The 20,253-nt window shown below is 42.0% G+C and carries 15 protein-coding genes; 11 read left to right on the top strand and 4 right to left on the bottom strand.

Annotated features, from left to right (window positions below):
* Positions 1-4 precede the first annotated feature (4 nt).
* The 7 genes from ABMY45_RS16060 to ABMY45_RS16030 all read left to right on the top strand — a co-directional run bounded on the left by ABMY45_RS16060 (position 5) and on the right by ABMY45_RS16030 (position 10,510).
* Positions 5-1,948, top strand: coding sequence for a Hint domain-containing protein (locus tag ABMY45_RS16060; RefSeq protein WP_010607429.1), 1,944 nt, complete (start codon positions 5-7; stop codon positions 1,946-1,948).
* 56 nt (positions 1,949-2,004) lie between these two features.
* On the top strand, positions 2,005-3,252 hold the full coding sequence (locus ABMY45_RS16055) for an internalin (protein WP_206471169.1): 1,248 nt from the start codon (positions 2,005-2,007) through the stop codon (positions 3,250-3,252).
* Positions 3,253-3,263: 11 nt separating this feature from the next.
* Complete coding sequence (locus ABMY45_RS16050) at positions 3,264-4,103, top strand: GEVED domain-containing protein (protein WP_102058520.1); 840 nt, start codon at positions 3,264-3,266, stop codon at positions 4,101-4,103.
* An 11-nt stretch (positions 4,104-4,114) separates the two neighbouring features.
* The gene (locus ABMY45_RS16045; RefSeq protein ID WP_174170648.1) at positions 4,115-5,623 is read left to right on the top strand and encodes a hypothetical protein; all 1,509 of its coding nucleotides are present in this window, start codon (positions 4,115-4,117) and stop codon (positions 5,621-5,623) included.
* Positions 5,624-5,745: 122 nt separating this feature from the next.
* Complete coding sequence (locus ABMY45_RS16040) at positions 5,746-6,882, top strand: hypothetical protein (RefSeq protein ID WP_102058518.1); 1,137 nt, start codon at positions 5,746-5,748, stop codon at positions 6,880-6,882.
* A gap of 278 nt (positions 6,883-7,160) precedes the next feature.
* Positions 7,161-9,845: a hypothetical protein gene (locus ABMY45_RS16035; protein WP_349289158.1), complete on the top strand. Its 2,685-nt coding sequence runs from the start codon at positions 7,161-7,163 to the stop codon at positions 9,843-9,845.
* A gap of 128 nt (positions 9,846-9,973) precedes the next feature.
* Positions 9,974-10,510, top strand: coding sequence for a YaeQ family protein (locus ABMY45_RS16030; protein ID WP_010607423.1), 537 nt, complete (start codon positions 9,974-9,976; stop codon positions 10,508-10,510).
* Positions 10,511-10,601: 91 nt separating this feature from the next.
* Here ABMY45_RS16030 and ABMY45_RS16025 read toward each other — a convergent pair whose 3' ends face one another.
* A complete protein-coding gene (locus tag ABMY45_RS16025) occupies positions 10,602-12,176 on the bottom strand; it encodes a lytic polysaccharide monooxygenase (protein WP_349289157.1) in 1,575 nt (524 codons plus the stop codon).
* 634 nt (positions 12,177-12,810) lie between these two features.
* Here ABMY45_RS16025 and ABMY45_RS16020 point away from each other — a divergent pair.
* A complete protein-coding gene (locus tag ABMY45_RS16020; RefSeq protein WP_349289211.1) occupies positions 12,811-13,299 on the top strand; it encodes a DM13 domain-containing protein in 489 nt (162 codons plus the stop codon).
* Positions 13,300-13,654: 355 nt separating this feature from the next.
* On the opposite strand, the gene ahpF is transcribed toward ABMY45_RS16020, so the two are convergent.
* Together ahpF and ahpC are read right to left on the bottom strand one after the other, a co-directional pair.
* The gene (gene ahpF, locus ABMY45_RS16015) at positions 13,655-15,223 is read right to left on the bottom strand and encodes an alkyl hydroperoxide reductase subunit F (RefSeq protein WP_227387793.1); all 1,569 of its coding nucleotides are present in this window, start codon (positions 15,221-15,223) and stop codon (positions 13,655-13,657) included.
* 105 nt (positions 15,224-15,328) lie between these two features.
* Positions 15,329-15,898 (bottom strand): alkyl hydroperoxide reductase subunit C, encoded by a 570-nt coding sequence (gene ahpC, locus ABMY45_RS16010; protein ID WP_010377859.1) that lies wholly within the window; start codon positions 15,896-15,898, stop codon positions 15,329-15,331.
* Between the two features lie 228 nt (positions 15,899-16,126).
* Between ahpC and ABMY45_RS16005 the strand changes: the two genes are divergently transcribed.
* The 3 genes from ABMY45_RS16005 to ABMY45_RS15995 all read left to right on the top strand — a co-directional run bounded on the left by ABMY45_RS16005 (position 16,127) and on the right by ABMY45_RS15995 (position 18,716).
* Positions 16,127-16,549, top strand: a complete 423-nt coding sequence (locus tag ABMY45_RS16005; RefSeq protein WP_174170642.1) for a DUF3429 domain-containing protein — start codon at positions 16,127-16,129, stop codon at positions 16,547-16,549.
* Between the two features lie 130 nt (positions 16,550-16,679).
* Entirely contained in the window at positions 16,680-17,459 is a 780-nt protein-coding gene (locus ABMY45_RS16000; RefSeq protein WP_349289156.1) for a GGDEF domain-containing protein, read from the top strand.
* Between the two features lie 174 nt (positions 17,460-17,633).
* Positions 17,634-18,716, top strand: a complete 1,083-nt coding sequence (locus ABMY45_RS15995; protein WP_349289155.1) for a methyl-accepting chemotaxis protein — start codon at positions 17,634-17,636, stop codon at positions 18,714-18,716.
* A gap of 445 nt (positions 18,717-19,161) precedes the next feature.
* On the opposite strand, the gene ABMY45_RS15990 is transcribed toward ABMY45_RS15995, so the two are convergent.
* Entirely contained in the window at positions 19,162-20,202 is a 1,041-nt protein-coding gene (locus tag ABMY45_RS15990; RefSeq protein ID WP_125254461.1) for a zinc-dependent alcohol dehydrogenase family protein, read from the bottom strand.
* Positions 20,203-20,253 lie beyond the last annotated feature (51 nt).

The following is a 20,253-nucleotide window of genomic DNA, read 5'->3' as shown; positions in this document are numbered from 1 at the left end:
TAACATGAAAAAACTAAACAAAAAGGTGCTCATGCCGCTTGCAATCGCGTTAGCAGTCAGTAACGCAGTAGCTGCTAGCAACAGTGTTGATCAACAAGCCACCTCTGCATCGAAGCAAAAGTCTGAACCAGCAGCGATACAAGGCACCGCGGTAACTCAACCGGATCAATTCGGGATCCGTAAACTCGATATGTCCAACCCGCAGCACTATCAATTAGCAAAGTCTCGATTAATGAAGGCAAATCGTATTGAGAGTGAATTCCCACAGCTACACAAAACACTAGACGTAGCAAAAGGACAGCACTTATCAGCAAAAATGAACATCACAACGTCCGCAGTACCACCTGTTAGCGAAACGGATGTGGATATCATTAAAGAAGCGCATTTCTTCTTAGATATGAACCTAGCCATTTCATCAGATACTAATGAACCATACCTGATTGTACGCGCGAAAAGCTCTCGTTTTGGCGGCACAAAAGCGACCTACATCGACTTATTATTAGAAGATGCAAACGGCAATCAGCTTGCGCCTTTAGGTTCTACATTTAATGTATTAGACGGTAAAGACACGCTTGCAACTTCGACTATTTCACTAAAGTCATTGAAAGCAAATTTTCCCGATCTAGATACCATTTACGCTAGTTCATACGTTGAACTTGAGCAAGAAGATGGCACTATCAGCACGACGATGAAGTACACTGAATACCCATTCTCATGGGAACACTTTGAAGCGCTGTATGGCTCTACTTCACCAGTTGCAAAAGGTGAGGCTTCTGCACTTAGCGTAGGGATCAGCTCATCATTGGATACACGTCCGAAATACAATGCGACTGCGCCTATCGATAAGAACAACGACGCTGTTATTAAGATTTGTTTAAATCGTAGTCACGCTGACTGTGACTACGCAGCAGATCAATACCGTGAACCGAATGAAATTACCGATGTAAATATCCCATTCAACGGCGAATTACGCGTTCCTCACGAGATCACTGAAATCTATCCAACTGTGGGCGATTTACCAAACGGTATAGATGAACCAACGAATATCTATCTACAGGAAGGTATCTATGGCGGCGCGACAAAGCAAAGCTATAAAGGGCTCGAAAACGCCGTTAAGCAATTTTCAGATTACTTGGAGTTTGAAGTTGATACAGTAAACCAAGAGTCGATTATTCGCTGGAATATTCCACGTTCAGAAGGGCGTTTTGGTAATGCTAAACTGTTCTCTAATATCGCTGAAGCAAACTGGTATATGACCTTTGCTGTGAAAGGTTATCCGTACTTTAAGAAAGGACGTGGTGGTGCCGTTGCATTCCAAGTTTCACTAACCTCAGAAACATCAACACGTTTTGGTAACTTCTATAGTGAAGTATTGCCTATGATGAAGCTAGGATACAGCTGTCTAGCAACGGGCACAATGATCACCATGGCCGATGGAAAACAACTTGCTATTGAAGACATTGCGAAAGGCGATTTGGTATTAGGTGCACTTGCTTCGAATACCCAAGTTAAAGAACCAATGCAAGTTATTGATGTATCGGTTGGGATTGAAGCTATCAAGATGTATCGCGTAAAAGGCGCCGATGGCTCTGATATCTTAACTACTGAAACTCACCCAATTTCAACGTCAAATAAAGGAATTATTTGGGCGAAAGAACTAAAAGTTGGTGACCGTATCTTAACTGAGGATGGGTCAGTGCTGGTTACTAGCGTGACCAAAGAGAAGTATCGCGACAAGATTTATAACCTAAAACTTGCTCCAACAGCAGATTCTAAACTAGCTGAGTCTCGTAATTTTGCCATGTTTGCCAATGGTATGGCGGTAGGCGATCTTGCTACACAAGATGAGTTCAACTACAAAGATCAGGACTTACGCATGTCAGAAGAAGAGATTCTTCAACGTCTTCCTGAAAAGTGGAAAACAGACTACATCAACAGCCTGAACTAATCGCTGCATCTGGCCTCTCCTTTTGAGGGGCCATACTTCTCAGTAAGGAATTCAACATGAAATTTATATATTCTCCATTGGCACGTGCCATGGGGGTAGTGGGACTTTTTGCCTGCAGTTTTTCAGCTACTGCGGATCAAGTTGCTAATCCAGAGTTCACTACCCAAGCAAATAATTCTGATTTAGACTCAGTGACACTCGGTACTGCTTACCATAGCGAAAAAGAAGGCTTTTATGCACTGCAAAGTGTACTTGGTCGAGTTGATGAAACCTATGGTAATACCGAAATGGATTTTGTAGTCGGTGTAGATATGAGCTATAGCCAACTATCTAGCATGCTAGATGGTAACTTAGGCGCTGCACTTGATGTTCCTGTCATAAAAGTTGGGGTTGGCGCAAGCTACGCAAAACAAAACGCCGCAGATAACTACACCGGCACTTACACCCTATTTCTCTCCTTAAAACCAAAAAAACGGCTGTTAGTTGCGGATCCTCAAACCGGGTTTAAACCTACACAAGCTGCGCTTGATTTGGTCAATGCTAACCCTGGAGATAAATTCAATAATATTGGTAATGAGTTTGTATCAGCGATTGAGTACGGCTCTCAAGTTATGATCAATCTCAAGTTTCAATATAAAAATGACGAAGACAAAGTCAAATGGGGTGGTCAGCTTGGTGTAGACTGGGCGGGTAAAGTCAGTGTCAGTGGTAAACTGCAAAAAGTAGACGAAGATGTGAAGCGTAACATCAAAATTACCGTTTCTGCGCTACAACTTGGTGGTGATCCGACTGAACTTTTGAAGGTGATCCCTAATCAACTCGTCAACTGTACGATGGAAAACCCAACACCATGCTTTGATGTATTTAAAAACAGTATCGATTACATCAAAACTAACTACGTAACTCAGTTTGATACCTTAGATAAATACAATGTCGGTCGAGTCTTGACACAAAGTTATACTGACTCAGGGCCAAGTCTATCCCCGTTAGTACCTGATGATGTCTATCCTGCCAAAAGCATCCTAACTAAATTGGCGCTCAAAAACATGAGTGATGATTGGGTACAGGCAATTCTCGACAATCGTCGTGCCGATAACCTACTCAATTACTATGCCAGTGAGTTGAATAACTCACATCGAACTGCATTAGAAACTATTCGCGATAATGCACTCTTTAACTCATTTATTCTGGCGGACGCCGTTGACTACTGTAAGCGTAATCCAATTGGTAATTACTGCCGCGATAGAGAGTTACAGACTCGTGGCCGCGTTCATCAGTATGACCGTAAATGGCTAGAATTATAAGGAATAAGACTATGTTAAAAGTCATGCTAACCAGCACATTAATTGCCTCCTTTGCTGCCACAATTACACCATCAGCGCAGGCAAATACGACTTTATTTGAATCTCGAGATGTACTTACGCCACAACAAGCGCTAGGACGCTTTCAATGGTTGGAAAAGTGCTACCCAGGACTATTGGTTGAAGTCTCTGATAATATCTTTGATCCCACTACTCCCATTCCAAATGATGAGAAAATAGCAAATCTTAAAAAAGTAATGCTATACAAAAATAGTACCCTCAGGACTGATGCGAAATACCTTACCTTTGGAGATGAAGACAATGCGAATCCAAAGAATTGGTTTGCGGGTAAATCGCCAACGACATCTTGTTTGCAAATCCCGTCTGATTACCGGATCAGTGCTGTAATGATCACTCCTGCAATACCGAATTATTGCACCACGAAGTCTCGTGAACGTGCTTATGAGTTTATCAAATCGGTTAAATTTTCAAATATTGAAAATACCAGTAGCAACACCTTTTACAGTAACTATGTCGGCGATACCGCGAAAATATATGCAGATAAAAGCTACCAGTTAACGTTAACCCCAGGATTTAGTAGTGCAGAAACATACCCAGAGACTTGGCATGTGTTTATTGACTGGAACCAAGATGGTGATTTTAACGATACAAAAGAAACCTTATTTGCTGGTGTTTCTGAGCAAGCAGTTCAGGTAGAAATTACACCGCCAACGGGCGCCAAAAAGGGCATGACGAAAATGCGCGTCACTATGGATTACTTGGGTGGCAGCAATGACGCATGTAAAGAAGTAGACTCCGGAGAGGTAGAAGATTACCTCCTTTACGTGAAGTAATAGGTGGCAACATGAACTTATACAAACAGACTATCGCGGCACTTATTGCCGGCACTACACCTTTCGCATTCGCAGATTCCAATTTTGTGAAAGAAGCGGAATTAATGCAAAAAGCACAGAATGTAAATACTTTTCAGAGCGAAATCCCTGGATTGATGAACGATCACATTGTACTAGGTACGGCTTATAACAGTGACCAAAAGCGCTTTTTGAATGTTCAAACTGTCGCAGGGGAAACTGTTGAAACTCTCGGCAATACCCGTGTGCAATTTGAACTAGTAAACAATGGCAGCTATGACGAAGTGCTCCGTCAACTCAATGGTAATGTTGATGTTGATGTTGGCTTTCCAGTCATTCGTGTGAAAGCTGGCGGTCACTTAGCCAAAGAGATGTCCTCGACTGAATTTTCTAATACTTATACTTTCCAAGCATCATTAACACCGAAAAAACGTGTACTTATGCCAGCGGATGCCAACATTGGTTACACCTTGACTCCGTCAGGTAATACGCTAGCAAATGAGTACCAAAGTAAGCTAATGAGCATGGCTGGCGATGGATTTATCAGTGAGATTGAATACGGTGCACAGCTACTCATTAACATGAAAATTGAATACTTAAGTGAGCAGCACAAAAGTGAGATTGGTGGTTACTTAGGGGTAAGTTACGGTGCTGGTAATATTGGTATTAGCGTCGATGGTAAGCTTAATTATATCGACGAAGACCTTAAGAAAAGTGTGCGCATTACCGTCAGAGCCTTACAAAAAGGCGGTGATCCTAAACAGCTTCTCAGCATAATCCCTAACAATATTATCACTTGTTCGCTCGATAACTACGAGCCTTGCTTTACTTTATTTGAGCAAGCAGTGAACTATGCGAAGAACGATTTTGGTAATCAGTTTAATGCATTATCTGATTACAACGTAGTGCGTTACAAGGCTACGCCTTACGAGATCAGCTCACAAGATGTACGTCGTTTAGATTCAGGTAATAAAGATATTCGCTTTGAAACCACTTACCGTACTTTATGGCTTGAAGATCAATTCAAAAAGTCGGTTAATCATGAACACCGTGCGCGTGGTGTACTTGCGCAATACGCTAGTTGGATGACGGATGTACAACGTCAAAAAGCAGAAGGTGTACAAGAAGCGGCTTACAACAATGCATGGATTTATGAGCAATATGCTCGAGTTTGTCGCGATAATCCTTATGGTACAGCTTGTACAGATGCGTGGAACGATTACCTAAATACCTGTAGTGGTAGTGGCGTCGGCTGCATACAAAACTACACGCTTGCCGATCTGAATATACCAGCTGATAACATGACACAATACTTCAAATGTGAAAATGCCCGAGAAGCAACAGCAAACTTTGGGGTTGAAGAAAATCATGTATCACTTGGGTTTAGACAGTTGGGCTGGGCGCCTTCTTTTGTTGATGCAAATGACCCTGCTGCGGGCGTGATGGTTTGGCTACCATGTAAATCAGCCCTGCCAACTTATGGAACCGCTTTTGAAAATTAGTGTGTCGTAAAAACACTAAGACTCAATTAGTCCAATTGAGGCGTGGCAAGTAATAAACAGTAGAATATTGAATTATTACTTCCACGTCTTTTCCACAGTAAACCATCTACAGGAATTTATGTATGCACTTAAGAACCATATTAATAGTGCTCTGTGGCCTGTTAAGCTTCTATACAAATGCACATACCTATTACTCTTTAAATACTGAGCATGAACAACTCGGACAGGGATTTGAACAGGAATTAGGCATACCGCTTGAATCGTGCCTCGATGGTCAGTGGCAATTTCAAGGTGGTAGCATGGGCGACTTGGCTTATCGTGGCGATTTTGACTCCGACACCATGATCAATACTATTACAGGTAGTGTAAAGGCTGGTATCAACTTAGTTATTTTTGGTGGCTCAGCCAAGTTTTCCATGCGCAGGAAAGTAACCAAAAATAGAAATTCAGCTGCCTCAGCGGTCGAGTTAACCTATGAAAAAGGAAGTTATAACTTTGAAAATCGAACCACCAAACCCGCTTTTGTCGAGCTGCTCAGTACAGATCCAACTCAGGTAAGAAACCGCTGTGGTGACAGCTTCATCCACAATATCAAACTTGGTTCTCGTATCTATATTACCGCAAAGCTCCATTTTAAAGATCGCACAAAATACGAATGGTTTCAGACCAAAATCAAAGTGAAGTTTCTATTTTTCAGTAAAACTTTTACTAAAACCAAAGTATTTCAAGAGGCAACCAAAGATGCCGTCTATACGATTCAGGTGAATACCGATGGAGGTATGACGCCGGAACTCGCTAGACTCAGTAAAAATGGCACCATGCACTGCAAAACAGATAACCTAACTCCCTGTATTACATATGCCGACAATCTATTTAGCTACTTACTAGACGGTGGTGATTATGTCGACGACCTTAAAGACGAACATTTAAACGTTTTAAAGTACGAAGTCGAAAGCTATGAAGACTCTGGCCATTATGATCTCGCCTATGCTGGTCAAACAGCAATACCTAACCGCTATATTGCACTTTCCGCCAGACTCAGAAGTTATCAAGATTTAGTGTATGACGAAATAGAAAGGTTGAGTGCATTTAAAGCTGTGTCTGAAGACCCGCTTGAAATCGAACAGCTTACAGCTCGTATTACAGCTCGCAATTCTCAGCGCATTGGGCTCGAGCAAGCTGGCGAATACTGTGCGACTCTGCCTGGCACGACTCTATGCGAGAACCGCATTGAATCGGCAATCGCAAACGTTGATTAAACAACACGCTTATTCCGTTATTCACTCGTCCTTATTATTTTGTTCTCCAACCAATGAGGCTATATAGCCTCGCTTCTCGTTTTAATTATCAATGAGTTATAATGGCTCTAGCAAAATGTACTGCTTCCTTTTAGTCTATTGATTTTTCGTTTTTAAAGTCCATATCTAGAGCACAGAGCTATACCATTGCTAGAAAACATGTGTAATTATTGGAAACTAGTATCTAAATAAAGTACACTTCTGCGCTTTCTGACTATTCAATAAAACAAGATATCAAGATGATTAAAAGCGCTATATACAAAGGAATCGTAACTTCATTGCTTGCATCAACTTTAGTCGCATGTGGCGGTGGAAGTGGCAGCGACAGCAATGATACTGGAACTGACAAACCAATCACACCTACTAACAAAGCCCCAGTAATTGCAAGCATGGCACCAATTACAGCAATGGAAAGAGACTCAATCACAGCCGTTGCCACCGTAACAGATGAAGATGGTGCGATTGATACTTTGCTGTGGGAGCAAACGGCAGGAACAACTGTCGAGCTGATCAACGATAATAACGAAACGCTCGAATTTCGTGCACCTGACATCAATGAAGCGACCACGTTAACTTTTAAGTTAACTGCGACAGACGATAAAGGAAGCGCAAGCTCACAAGAATTAACTGTCAACCTAAATGCTTACGCTCCACTTTCAAGCTTAACGATTTCAGACGCAGCGCTAGCGCAATGTTTATCAGATACACATCAAGACGTAGGTATTTCGGTTGTTGAATGCACAGACTACCCAATTGCAACATTAGCGGGGCTCTCTGGTATTAGTGGTTTATCTACGGTGTCTATTAAAAACGCAGAATTGGATAATCTCGAAGAGTTAGCTCAAATTTCTACGCTCACCGCGTTAAAGCTCGATAACGCGTTTGCCGCAGCCCAGAACAGCTCAAATAATGATGCACATTTAGAACAAATTAGTAAGCTCAATAAACTTGAGTCGTTGTCTATTGTTGAAGCCCAAGAAAGTAACAATTATAGTAAGCGCCTAGATTTTTCTTTGTTAGATTTATCAGGCTTTGCACAGCTTCATACGCTTGAAATAGACAACGAAAGTAACCAATATGAAACTATACAGCTTAGTCAACTTCCAAGTGATAAGCTCACTCGTTTGGCTCTAAGTACTCTAAACATTGATGATAAAAATACTCTAAAACGCTTTAGTAACTTGCAAAGTTTATCTTTGACATATATACAAGATCTGAGCTCGCTGTCATTTTTAAACTCTATACCTAACCTCACAGCATTAACACTTAATATTATCGAAGCCGCTGACTCAACGGCAATAGAAGCTAAAACAAATCTGACAACACTTGAACTCAACGGAACGCAGATTGAAGATTTCTCATTCTTAGAAAAGTTTAGTGAGTTGGAAAAACTAGGTCTTCGTAGTTATTATAGTAATGCTGAGTTTGATATCGCGGACATCAGTGGTAATACGAAGCTGACCTCTTTGTCATTAAACAATTTAACCGTAGATAATGTCAGCAAGCTATCAACTTTTACGGAACTACAATCCTTGTCTTTGGAGTGGTTAAACCTTTCTTCTCTTAGGTTTTTGCAAATGATGCCGAAGTTAACATCATTGAAGCTCAATCAGTTACGCAGCGTTAATGATCTAGGTTGGCTAAGTTTCACACCAAACCTAACCGAATTGTACATTCGTGAATTGGATAATAGCACAGATTTTAGCGCATTATCTGAGCTTGAAAATATGCGCGACCTCACCGTCTACAACGATTACTCAAACTTTGCACTAGATACGTTAAGTAAAATGCAAGCATTAGAAACACTTAACCTAGAGGTTAGTTTATTTGAGGCTTCAACTGAGGCAACTTTACCGAACTTAAAGACATTAAACGTAAAAAGTAACCGATATTCAAACATGGTGAACTTGACTAACTTTCCTGCGCTCGAATCAGCCGAGTTATTAAAAGAATACCATTATAGTAACGAAACCAAAATCACAACACTAGACTCTTTAGGTGTAAACACGAGCCTGAAATCGTTAAAGGTCAGCGGCTTTACTGAACTAGAAGATATCACCCATGTATCTCAATTTGAAAACTTAGAAACTCTCTCTATTAACTATTCTCTAGCGGCTGACATCTCTGACATCGCATCATTAACCAAGTTGAAGTCATTAACACTAAGCAACTTTTCTACGTTTTTTAGAGCAGATATGCTTGCCAGTTTAAACACTCTGGAAAGACTTGAAATACAAAGTAGTGCCATTTATTGTGATGATCAGGAGCTATTAAAATCTCTCGATGGTGTAACAACAAATCTTTCTGACTCTTACTGTATTATAAAGCCGGTCGATTTGAGCTTAATTACAGATGCGGCACTTAAAGAGTGTATGCTAGACCGAAGGTATCAAGATGCTGGCAGTGTTAACTCACTCTCTTGCGATGGCTCAGCAATTGAATCATTAAATGGAATTACACAGTTTGAAGGAATTGAGACTTTAACACTAAGTGGCTCAGTTGACAGTTCGTTGTTACGTGATCCTAGCTTAGCTCAACTCCACACTTTACGGAGTCTAGATATCTATAGACTCACGGGTGAACTAACAGCTAAAGCTACACTGCCTCAATCATTGATCTCCTTTGAGTTAAATACAAATAGCCAAACCGTATATGACTTCGCGCTTTTTGGCTTGCCTACTACCTTAACTTATTTGGACTTGGATAATACCAAGCTGACAAACTATGGTTCACTTAAAGATTACACCGAACTTACCCGCTTAGAGTTGGACAATAGCAACATTTCAGATCTGTCACCGCTATTCGGTTTGACCAATCTACGATACCTAAGCATATGGGGAAATCCAGACATCGACTGTGCTCAAATAGGCAAACTAAAAGAGTCATTACCCAATCTTTGGAATATATCGAGCAATTGTAATTAAGAGCTAAAACGCTAAGCAATTCAAATAAACACAGCCTCATTGCGAGGCTGTGTTTATTTCCACAATAGCCTTCTGTAAATTGTTATTTCAACCCGCTATACTAGCGCAAAAATTTTTTAAGCAAATTTATGGCGCTCAAATCCACCATCATTAAAGCCCAACTATCACTCAGTGATATGGACAGACATGTTTACCAAGACTTTAATTTAACGCTAGCTCAACACCCTTCTGAAAACGAACAACGGTTAATGATCCGTTTACTTGCCTATGCACTGAATGCGTGTGAGGGACTTGAGTTTACTAAAGGCTTATGCGCTGATGATGAACCTGAACTATGGGTTAAGAATTACAGCGAAGAGATTGAGCTTTGGATTGAACTAGGACTGCCTGACGAAAAGCGCCTTAAGAAAGCGTGTAATAAATCAAAGCAAGTGGTCCTCTATACTTATGGCGAAAATAATCAGGCGATTTGGTGGCAAAAACACCAGCCGAAATTATACGACTTTAAAAACCTGAGTATTTTCAGCTTGGATTATAGTGCGACTCAGGCTTTAGCTCAGTTAGCAGATCGTAGTATCAAGCTCACTATTACCATTCAAGATGGCGAAGTATGGGTAAGCTCTGATAGTGCTAATATTGAAATCAAACCACAACAGCTGATGTAACATTTTGCTCAGTGTTAGATGATGTAACTCATTGAAAACTTGATCTCACTGGCAGCGATATCTGCCAGTGCTTTGTTAGAGGTGCTTTACATTAAAGCTTACGCCACACTGAGTCAGTGCCAGGTTGCTGACCGCGCGTCCACCAGCGCGCCTGATATTCAACGCCTAGATAACTCACTTTGTCGCCGCCAGTGTATGCCTTATTAGCACTCCATGAGTTACTGCCATCAGACTTATCTACCAGCTCCCACGCATCACTTTGATCGGGCTTTTGGCCTTTTACCCACCATTTAGCGCGATAGCTTTTGCCCTGATACACTGCGGTATCGCCAGCGGTATAAACTTGATCGGCACGCCATGTGTCACCACTTGGTGGTGCGGTTTGGTTAGTCACTGTGATGGTAAAGCTAACAGTTTTCTCAAATGTGCCATCAGAAACGGTGACTTGCCCTTGATAGTCGGTATTTTGCTGGACCTCAGGCGCAGTCAACGTGATAGTTGCACCGCTACCGCTGTAGCTCAGTGGCGATGGGATCTGCCATGCAAAGGTAAGCGGATCTTTGTCATCATCAAACGCATGAACATGAAGTGATGTGCTTGAGACTTCTTTTAGCGTGATATCGGCAGGGGTATGAACCACAGGGGCGCGGTTTTGTGGCTTAGCTAGAATTGAAAGGTTAAAAGTGTACTGGGGAAAACTTACAAACAGCTGATTAGCAGCGAGTTGCGCAGCATCAAATACAATATTGCCGTCACTTTGTTGTACGCCAATTTGCAGCGTATTCGCATGATTATTATTTAGTGTGCTAGCAAATTGCGCAGTCCAATGAGTGATATTGCTTTGTGTTATCGACAGTTTTTCTTGTACCAATTCTTGGCCATCACCATCAAACACACGTAGCCATACCGTATCGCCTACATTGGCTTGTTGGCCAGGTTTAATTAAAAATCCAGCAGGCGTCCAACTTACCGGCTCAGTCGGTGTAATATCACGCACTATAGTGACGTCGCTACAATTGTAAAAGCCTTCACCTACAACATCATCACGCTGCCAACGCGTATACAAGATAGCATCTCCGCTAAATTTACTCGGCACCGCGACCTGCATTTCATAATAGCGTTTACCATCTGGCGCAACGAAGAAGTCAACATTGCCATACTCTTGCACTAGCTCTATATCTTGCCACGCTAGGGGCGTTGACTGAATATCCGCCTCCGGTTTGGTGAGATAAAACTGCCAAAAGCTAGGGTTGTGAGGCGTTGTTGCACGAAATCTCACTTTAATTTGGTTTTGAGCATTTGGCGTTATCGCGGTCCTTTGCCACTCACTCGACGCGATATTCATGCCCGCTTTATTTCTATCGCCACCCGCACAAAGTTGTCCGTCAGGAACAGCAGCCTGTACAGCTTGCAAATTAAAATAATCGGGAACATTCGCTGCAAACTCATGCTTTTGAACAAACTGCATATGTTCAGACGCTAGGTAAGCTGCTCGACATGCCGCGTTCGGGATATTGCTTCCATCTTTTGGCCACCAAAATCCCCCCTGTTCTTCACAAATTGCTTGTCTTGCCTTTGGACTATCCATATAACCATGTGCAAATGCGTTCGATGCTGCCATACCAAGTGCCATGCCAATACTGACTGTTAACATTGAGTTTTTCATTTTCTTCTACTCGTTTTAGAGAAGTAGCCGCCGCCACTTCGATTAAGATTAGAATGAGCGAGAGTCTATCGATGCTTGCCACACGAAATTCAACCTTGTTCTGTGCACCTAGGTTTCGCACGTTGATAAACACAACTTATCTTGTTCGCGCTACTGTGTTTCGACAGTAAAAAACAACGCTGTCATTTTTTAACAACTGATAAGTTCTTGCACGTCCATGGCATGCTCGCCTTCATTTTTTGTAATAGAAAAGTATCCAAGTTAATTTTATTGTAAGAATCAACTCGAATTCGAGGCATTTTACTCAAGCACAAATCAATAACAATAGCTGAGATTATTAATTACATTCAGTACTTTATGGTTAAGTTAAAAATACCTTTACACCATAATTTTGGCCTAAACACCTGTTTACTTTGACTATTACAATAACCAAAACAATTGAAATACTCTATTCCCTAATAATTAACAATCAGAAGGAGCTACTATGTGTAAAGTTTTATCTACATTGGGTACTAGATTACATTTAATAAAAACACTTTATTCTTATCAAAAAAATTAACCCTTTTTAAGCAGTCAATTTTTCTACTAGAGCCTTATAATTTGGCTATACTTTGACTTTGCTGCTCACTTGGAAATGATTTTGCGGACGCTATTTACGTTACTATTGCTCATTGTGGTGTTTATCACAGGGTTTATTATGGGTGTGTACACTCTACCTATAATGACGCAACCTCCGGCGGCTAGCCACACAGAAATACTGGCGATCAGTAAAGCCGCAACATACAAAGGCCAATTCAAGAAGGAGCTTAAAGATTCAGACGCATTACACTACGCCACTGGTGAAATTTATTTTACGGATAATCATATTGCATTTGTGGGTGAGATAGCCCCAGGGCCTGATTATCGGCTTTACCTCGCCAAAACATTTATTGAGACAGAAGCCGACTTTAAAGCACAAAAACACACCCTGGTGGAAATTGCTAACATAAACCAATTTTCGCAGTTCGTGCAGCGTAAATATCGCCAAGTCGATCTGGCCCAGTTTCAGAGCGCTATTATTTGGTGTGAACATTTTGAGCAGTTTATATCGGCAGCGCCATTACAACGCGTTGGTAGCGAGTAGGACTGAAGGAACTGTTTTACGCAGCGATCTTGTGTGGAAGATAAGTCACTCTGCTAGGCTAGTAACCTCTCGCCGGGTAAACCGTCTCCCACAGGGCACTCTACACGTTAGAGTAGGAGCTGCTTTACGCAGCGATCTTGTGTTTCTTATTCAACCAAAATCCTATTAGCTAAGCTAGTAACTGCTCGGCGGATAAGCCTCCTCCCACAGGGCACTCTACACGTTAGAGTAGGAGCTGCTTTACGCAGCGATGGATCTTCGAAGTCTAAGCAAAAAAAGCCACACTACTGGAGTGTGGCTTGGGAGCATTGCATGGGTGTATTGTTGCAATGATTCTTTCCAGTAATGCGATAAGTTAAGCAGCTTGCTCGTCGTCTTGTCCTAGCCGAATTAGGTAATCAAAAGCGCCTAAGCTTGCTGTCGCCCCACCACCCATCGCAATGATAATTTGCTTAAACGGTGTGGTGGTTGCATCGCCTGCGGCGTAAACGCCCGCTAGACTTGTCGCACCTTTGCTGTCAATTTCGATTTCACCAAAGCGGCTAAGAGCAACTTCACTCGACTTTAACCATTCAGTATTTGGTACAAGCCCAATTTGTACAAAAATGCCAGCCAGTGCCAACGAATGAGCGTCACCGCTGACTCTGTCTATGTAATTAAGACCCGTTACTTTACTACCATCTCCAACTACTTCAGTGGTTTGTGCGTTTTTAATAATGGTAACGTTAGCAAGACTTTTCGCCTTTTTGATCAGCACTTCGTCAGCTCTAAGCGTATCGGCAAATTCTAATACCGTGACGTGTTCAACAATATTTGCCAAGTCGATAGCTGCTTCAATACCCGAGTTACCGCCACCAATAACCGCGACAGGTTTCCCCTTAAATAACGGACCATCGCAATGTGGACAATATGCTACGCCTCTACCCTTGTACTCGGTTTCGCCGGGTACATTCATGCTTCTCCATCGTGCACCTGTAGCCAATACTAAAGATTTGGCCCTTAATACCGCACCGCTTTCAAGCGTGATATCAATGGTTTCGCCTTTGTTAATTGCCGCTGCACGCTGGTTCTTCATCACATCAACGCCATACTGGTTAACATGCTCTTCTAACTGTGCAACCAGCTTAGGGCCTTCAGTTTTTTGCACTGAAATAAAGTTCTCAATACCCAAAGTATCGGCAACTTGGCCGCCAAAACGCTCCGCAACTACCCCTGTATTTAACCCTTTACGAGCAGCATAGATTGCAGCTGAAGCACCAGCAGGGCCGCCACCTACAACGAGCACATCAAACACGTCTTTCTCGTTAAGTAAGGCCGCTTGTTTTTCACCAGCTTTACTATCAAGTTTTAATAAAATATCGCTTAAGCTCACTGCGCCTTGGCTAAATTGCTCACCATTTAAGTACACGGTTGGCACGGCCATGATGTTGCGTGACTCCACTTCTTCTTGGAACAAAGCACCATCAATCATGGTGGTGGTAATATTTGGGTTAACAGCCGCCATGAGATTCAAAGCCTGCACTACTTGCGGACAAGTTTGGCAACTCAGTGAGATGTAAACCTCAAAGTTCAATGCGTTATCTATACTTGTGATCAGTTCGAGATCGTCTGCCGATGCTTTAGTTGCATGACCGCCTGAATGCAATAATGCAAGTACCAAACTGGTAAACTCATGTCCCATAGGAACACCAGCAAACGTAATTTCGCTCTTTGTTTCAACACCACGCACCACCATTTGTGGGATACGTTCACCTTCAATTGATTCAGATAAAGTAATTTTGTCGCTCAATGACGCTAAGTCTTGTGCTAACCCTTTTAGCTCTTGCGATTTTTTACTGTCATCAACGGTAATGACGAGTTCAATCGGACGTTGTAGAGAGCTAAAATGGCTTTGTAGTTGAGTTTTAATTTGGTTGTCTAACATATAAGGTAACCCTCTGCAGAAACTACAGTAAAAATTCGCAAAAACGATGAATTTGATTCATCTAGATGGTTGAGATGGGAGTGCATGCCGCACTCCCCAGACAAATTAGATTTTGCCAACTAGGTCTAGTGAAGGTGCTAGTGTTTCTTCACCTGGCTGCCAAGAAGCTGGACATACTTCACCATCGTGAGATGCGATGTATTGAGCAGCTTGTACTTTACGTACTAGCTCTTTAGCACTGCGACCAATACCTAGGTCATGCGTTTCGATAACTTTGATTTCACCCTCTGGGTTGATAACAAAAGTACCACGAAGTGCAAGACCTTCTTCCTCGATCATTACACCGAAGTTACGAGTAATACGGCCTGTCGGGTCACCAATCATTGGGAATTGAATTTTCTTAATAGTGTCTGACGCATCGTGCCATGCTTTATGCGTGAAGTGCGTGTCTGTCGATACAGAGTAAACTTCTACACCCATTTCTTGTAGCTGTGCGTAGTAGTCAGCTAAGTCACCAAGCTCCGTTGGACATACAAATGTGAAATCCGCAGGGTAAAAGAATACGATTGACCATTTACCTAGTAGGTCTTGCTCAGAAACTTCTACGAAGTCGCCACCATGGTATGCAGTTGCGTTGAATGGTTGAATTTTAGTATTGATTAATGAAGTGCTCATCGCTTTCCTCACTGTTGTTTAGTTTAAATAATGTTGGCGATTACTGTTCGCCTTGGCTTGAGTACAAAGATAAGGGGAAGTGCTGATTAAATAAAATGGATTGTTTGAATCACTGTAATCGGAAAAACTGATAGCTCTCTTATAAGTGATCAACTAATTCAGCATAAGAGTATAAAAATAAGATAATTACGGTATGATCCCAGCAATTAACTACAGCAGAGCGTGACTATGCACCCGTACTTCAATCATATTCAACTTGGTTACTTTGGCTTTATTCCCTTTTTGGCTTGTATCGCGTGGACGCTAATGACAGGTGCATCGAGTGACGTGCTTCATGCTTTTCAGTTTTACAGTCTGGGGATTCTAGCTTTTATGGCCGGAAGTTTATGGCGTGCAGGAGAGCAAACCTACAAACAAGCGATACTGGCCGTGATTGTCGTGATCCCTTACCCCTTACTTAGTATTGCAGCACCACAATGGTTGCTTCTCTATCTCGCTATCGCATATTGGCTCGTATATTTTATAGAGCGCAGTTCATCCCGCTGGAGTGACTATCATAAAGACTATCAAAAAATGCGAACGGTGCTGACTTCTCTCGTTTTTGTTAGTCATCTATTTATGATTGCTCAAGCACTTGAGTTAAGCGCATAAGTGGCTTGCTTCTGAAGCTCAATTAACTATAACTAAAGATAACTGAAGCACCAGAAGCCAAAGTATTTTGATCAAACGCGCGTTACCCCCCTTAGTAATATGGATAGCCATCATCTTTTTTGGTGGCTACATGTACTATATTGGTCACTACGAATACGAGAGCTACGAAGAGTTGTTCTGGTTCGGCATTTCTTTCACTTTGTTCAATTTGATCACCAGAGAAATCGCAAATTCGTTCTTACGCATTGCCCTACTTGTGTATTGTGTGGGCCTACTCCTTGATATTATTGATAATTTCACCGACGGTTTTTCCATTCCCTTACTTAACTTTGACACTTCTTTGAAAAATATCGGCTTTTTACTCATCAGCTTTGGTTTTTACTGCATGATCACCAATAAAAGAGCCAGCATTACAGAGCTAAAAAAAGAAGTAGAGAGAAGAAGATTGTTAGAAGAGCGGATGCGGTATGAAGCTGACCATGATGCGATGACAGGCGTGGGTAGTCGTCGCGCATGTTTTGAAGGCTTGCAAACACACCGCTTTGATGATCAATGGCTACTCTACCTCGATTTAGATAATTTTAAGCAAGTGAATGACAACTATGGCCATCATATTGGCGACGAGGTTTTGATTAAGTTTACGCAGAATATGAAAGATTACTTTGGCTTAGATTACAGCTTTCGTATCGGGGGTGACGAATTTATTGCCTATATTAATGCTGTGCTTCCAGATACAGACGAAGTAAGAGCGGCATTATTAAAGGGATTACATGATTACAAAATTAACGTCAGTATTGGAATGGTCAAAGTTGACCCAGCTAAACAAGCTGATCTCATCATCCACGAAGCCGATGAGCATATGTATGGCGATAAACGCGGTAAATCACTCAGATCTAGTGCTCGAGGATAACACTATAGCACTGTTTTATTGGTTAAATTTCAATGACGCTCAGCGCACCAAAATCCAATCACAATTCTACGCTAACTTCTCTAAATTTATAGCTTTTTTAAAAGCTAAAGAAGTAGCACTATTCTCCAATGATTGCTAAGCTTGCGTTAATATCAAGTTACAAGGGAAAATAACGTGTTTGCAAAACTATTTACAAACAATGAAACCCAACAAGCCTTATTAGCCGCGCAACAAGAGATTGCCAGTTTAAAACATGCGAATGCGCAATTAGTTGCTGAAAATGAGTCATTAAAACAAGAAGTTGTAAGCTCACAAGCTGCGCTCAATGATAATACTGACAATCAACTACTGCAGTGTGCATTGACTGGGTTAAACCAAGTGCAAGGGATCCGCGAAACCGTTCTTGCGAGCTTTATGAGTATTGAAGAAGAAAGCCATTCAATTGAGCAAGTAAACTCCGCCTTTTCTAAATCTGAAACCGCATTGCGTAAAATACTCACGGGAATGGAGCAGCTCGGCGGTAATATGGACAGAATGACCACCAATATTTCTGGCCTATCGCAGATGGCCGATAGCATTAATACCTTTGTTACGACGATTTCAAAAATTTCAGATCAAACGAATCTGCTAGCGCTTAATGCTGCTATTGAAGCCGCCCGAGCGGGTGAAGCTGGCCGTGGCTTTTCGGTTGTCGCCGATGAAGTGCGCGCACTGGCAACCAACACCAACGAATCCGCAAACGAAGTCTCCGATTTGGTCAAGAAGATCATCGATACGACTCACACAACCGTGAGTGCCGTGGAAGAAATTCAAGCGTCTAATATCACGCTATCTGACAGTATTGGACACTTAAACGATGAATACGAAGGGATTGTAAGTTGTTGTGATTCAATGAAAGACACCATTTTGGTTTCTACCACTCAAACTTTTATCCAGACAGTAAAGCTCGATCATGTCGTTTGGAAAGGAGACGTATACAACGTTATTATTGGCAATAGCCATAAAAATATCAGCGACTTTGCCGATCATACGATGTGCCGCTTAGGCAAGTGGTTTAGTGGCGATGGCGCCCAAAAGTTTGGCGGTCACAACGCGTTTAAACGCCTAGAAGCTCCGCATAAAGAAGTCCATAGAGCTGGTGTAGAAGCAATGAAAAAGTTTAAAGCAGGCGATTCTCAAGGCGCAGTAAAACAGCTTAACCAAATGGAACATGCCAGCGTTGAAGTAATGGACTTACTCGATCAACTAGGGCATTGATAAGAAGCACTACAGGGCTTCTCAATTTACCCGCTTAACACGTAGAGTGGCAGTCACCGATTGAAGCGGGTAACTTTTCATGTAATCCTGTGTAGTAGCTCATATCTGATCTTACAGTTTCGATGAATAGGTTTTGACTTTATCTGACAGACAGTTTCGAGCGAATTTGAGACGGTCGCAGTTATTTGGTGTCATTGGCTCACTTCCACAAAGCAGACATTCAGCCAAGTTACTAACATCACCTTAAAAGTTAACTGAAGTCGTTATTGTCGCTAAAACAAGCTGTGGTTGTAGAAGCTAACGTTTCTTATCAGAACATTTGGAAATAACAATATTAATGGCAATAACACCATGAGCCATTAAACCTGTGTTCATACTGGTTGCCATGTTTTCCAAATTAATGAAATCAACCTGATTCAAGCAGTTAAATTATTCACATTGCCACTTAAAACTCAGTAACTACAGTTACGCCAGGTACAGAAGATGAATCCATGGTGGTTAAAGCATCGATCGATTGCTCAAGATTAATGCGCTGACCTATTAGTTTTTCAGGTGCCAGTTTCCCAGAAAGCATCATTGCCAACATGTCTTGATAACGGAAAGCTTGCATACCATGACTTCCAATGATTTCTAGCTCTTGAGCAATTACCTTGCTCATAGGGATATTGGGAGCTGCTTGATCCCCCAGCAGCAAGCCTACTTGGACGTGTTTACCTAAGCTGCGCAGGCATTTGATTGAATTGACACAAGTCACACTGTGGCCAAGTGCATCTAGCGAGACATGAGCGCCACCTCGGGTAAGTGACATAATTGCTTCAGCAACATCGTCAACCTTACTTGCGTTAATGACGGCAACGGCGCCTAAAGAGCGAGCAAGCGTAAGTTTATCTTCAGCAATATCGACGGCAATAACATTTGCACCAATGGAATTGGCGATCATGATGGCAGATAATCCAACGCCCCCACAGCCATGAACAGCAACCCACTGCCCAGCTTTCACTTTACCTTGGTCGACCACGGCTCTAAATGAAGTTACAAATCGACAACCAAGACTTGCTGCTGTAGCAAAATCCATATCGTCAGGTAAGTGAACTAAATTTGTATCGGCATTATTAATCGGTACATATTCGGCAAACGACCCCCAATGAGTAAAACCTGGTTGCGTTTGGGTTGAACAAACCTGTTGGTTACCAGAATGACAATCCGGACAACTTCCACAACCATTTACAAACGGCACAGTTACACGTTCACCCACCTTAAAGTGACGAACATTTTTGCCAACCGCTTCTACCACGCCAGCAAATTCATGTCCCGGCACATGAGGCAACTCAATACCTGAGTCATGACCTTTCCAGCCATGCCAATCACTGCGGCACACGCCTGTAGCTCTAACATTGATAATAACGCCATCATCAGCCAATTCCGGCTCTTTAACATTCATTACTTTTGGTGCTTGACCAAATTTTTCGTAAACAACTGCTTTCATCACCAACCGCCTTATGTATCGAGTTTGTTACCTCGGACTATACTACGAGTT

This window comes from Pseudoalteromonas sp. XMcav11-Q, from assembly GCF_040104525.1.
Classification (GTDB): Bacteria; Pseudomonadota; Gammaproteobacteria; order Enterobacterales; family Alteromonadaceae; genus Pseudoalteromonas.
Note: the sequence above shows the minus strand (reverse complement) of the source record. Positions and strands in the feature narration are given on the sequence as shown.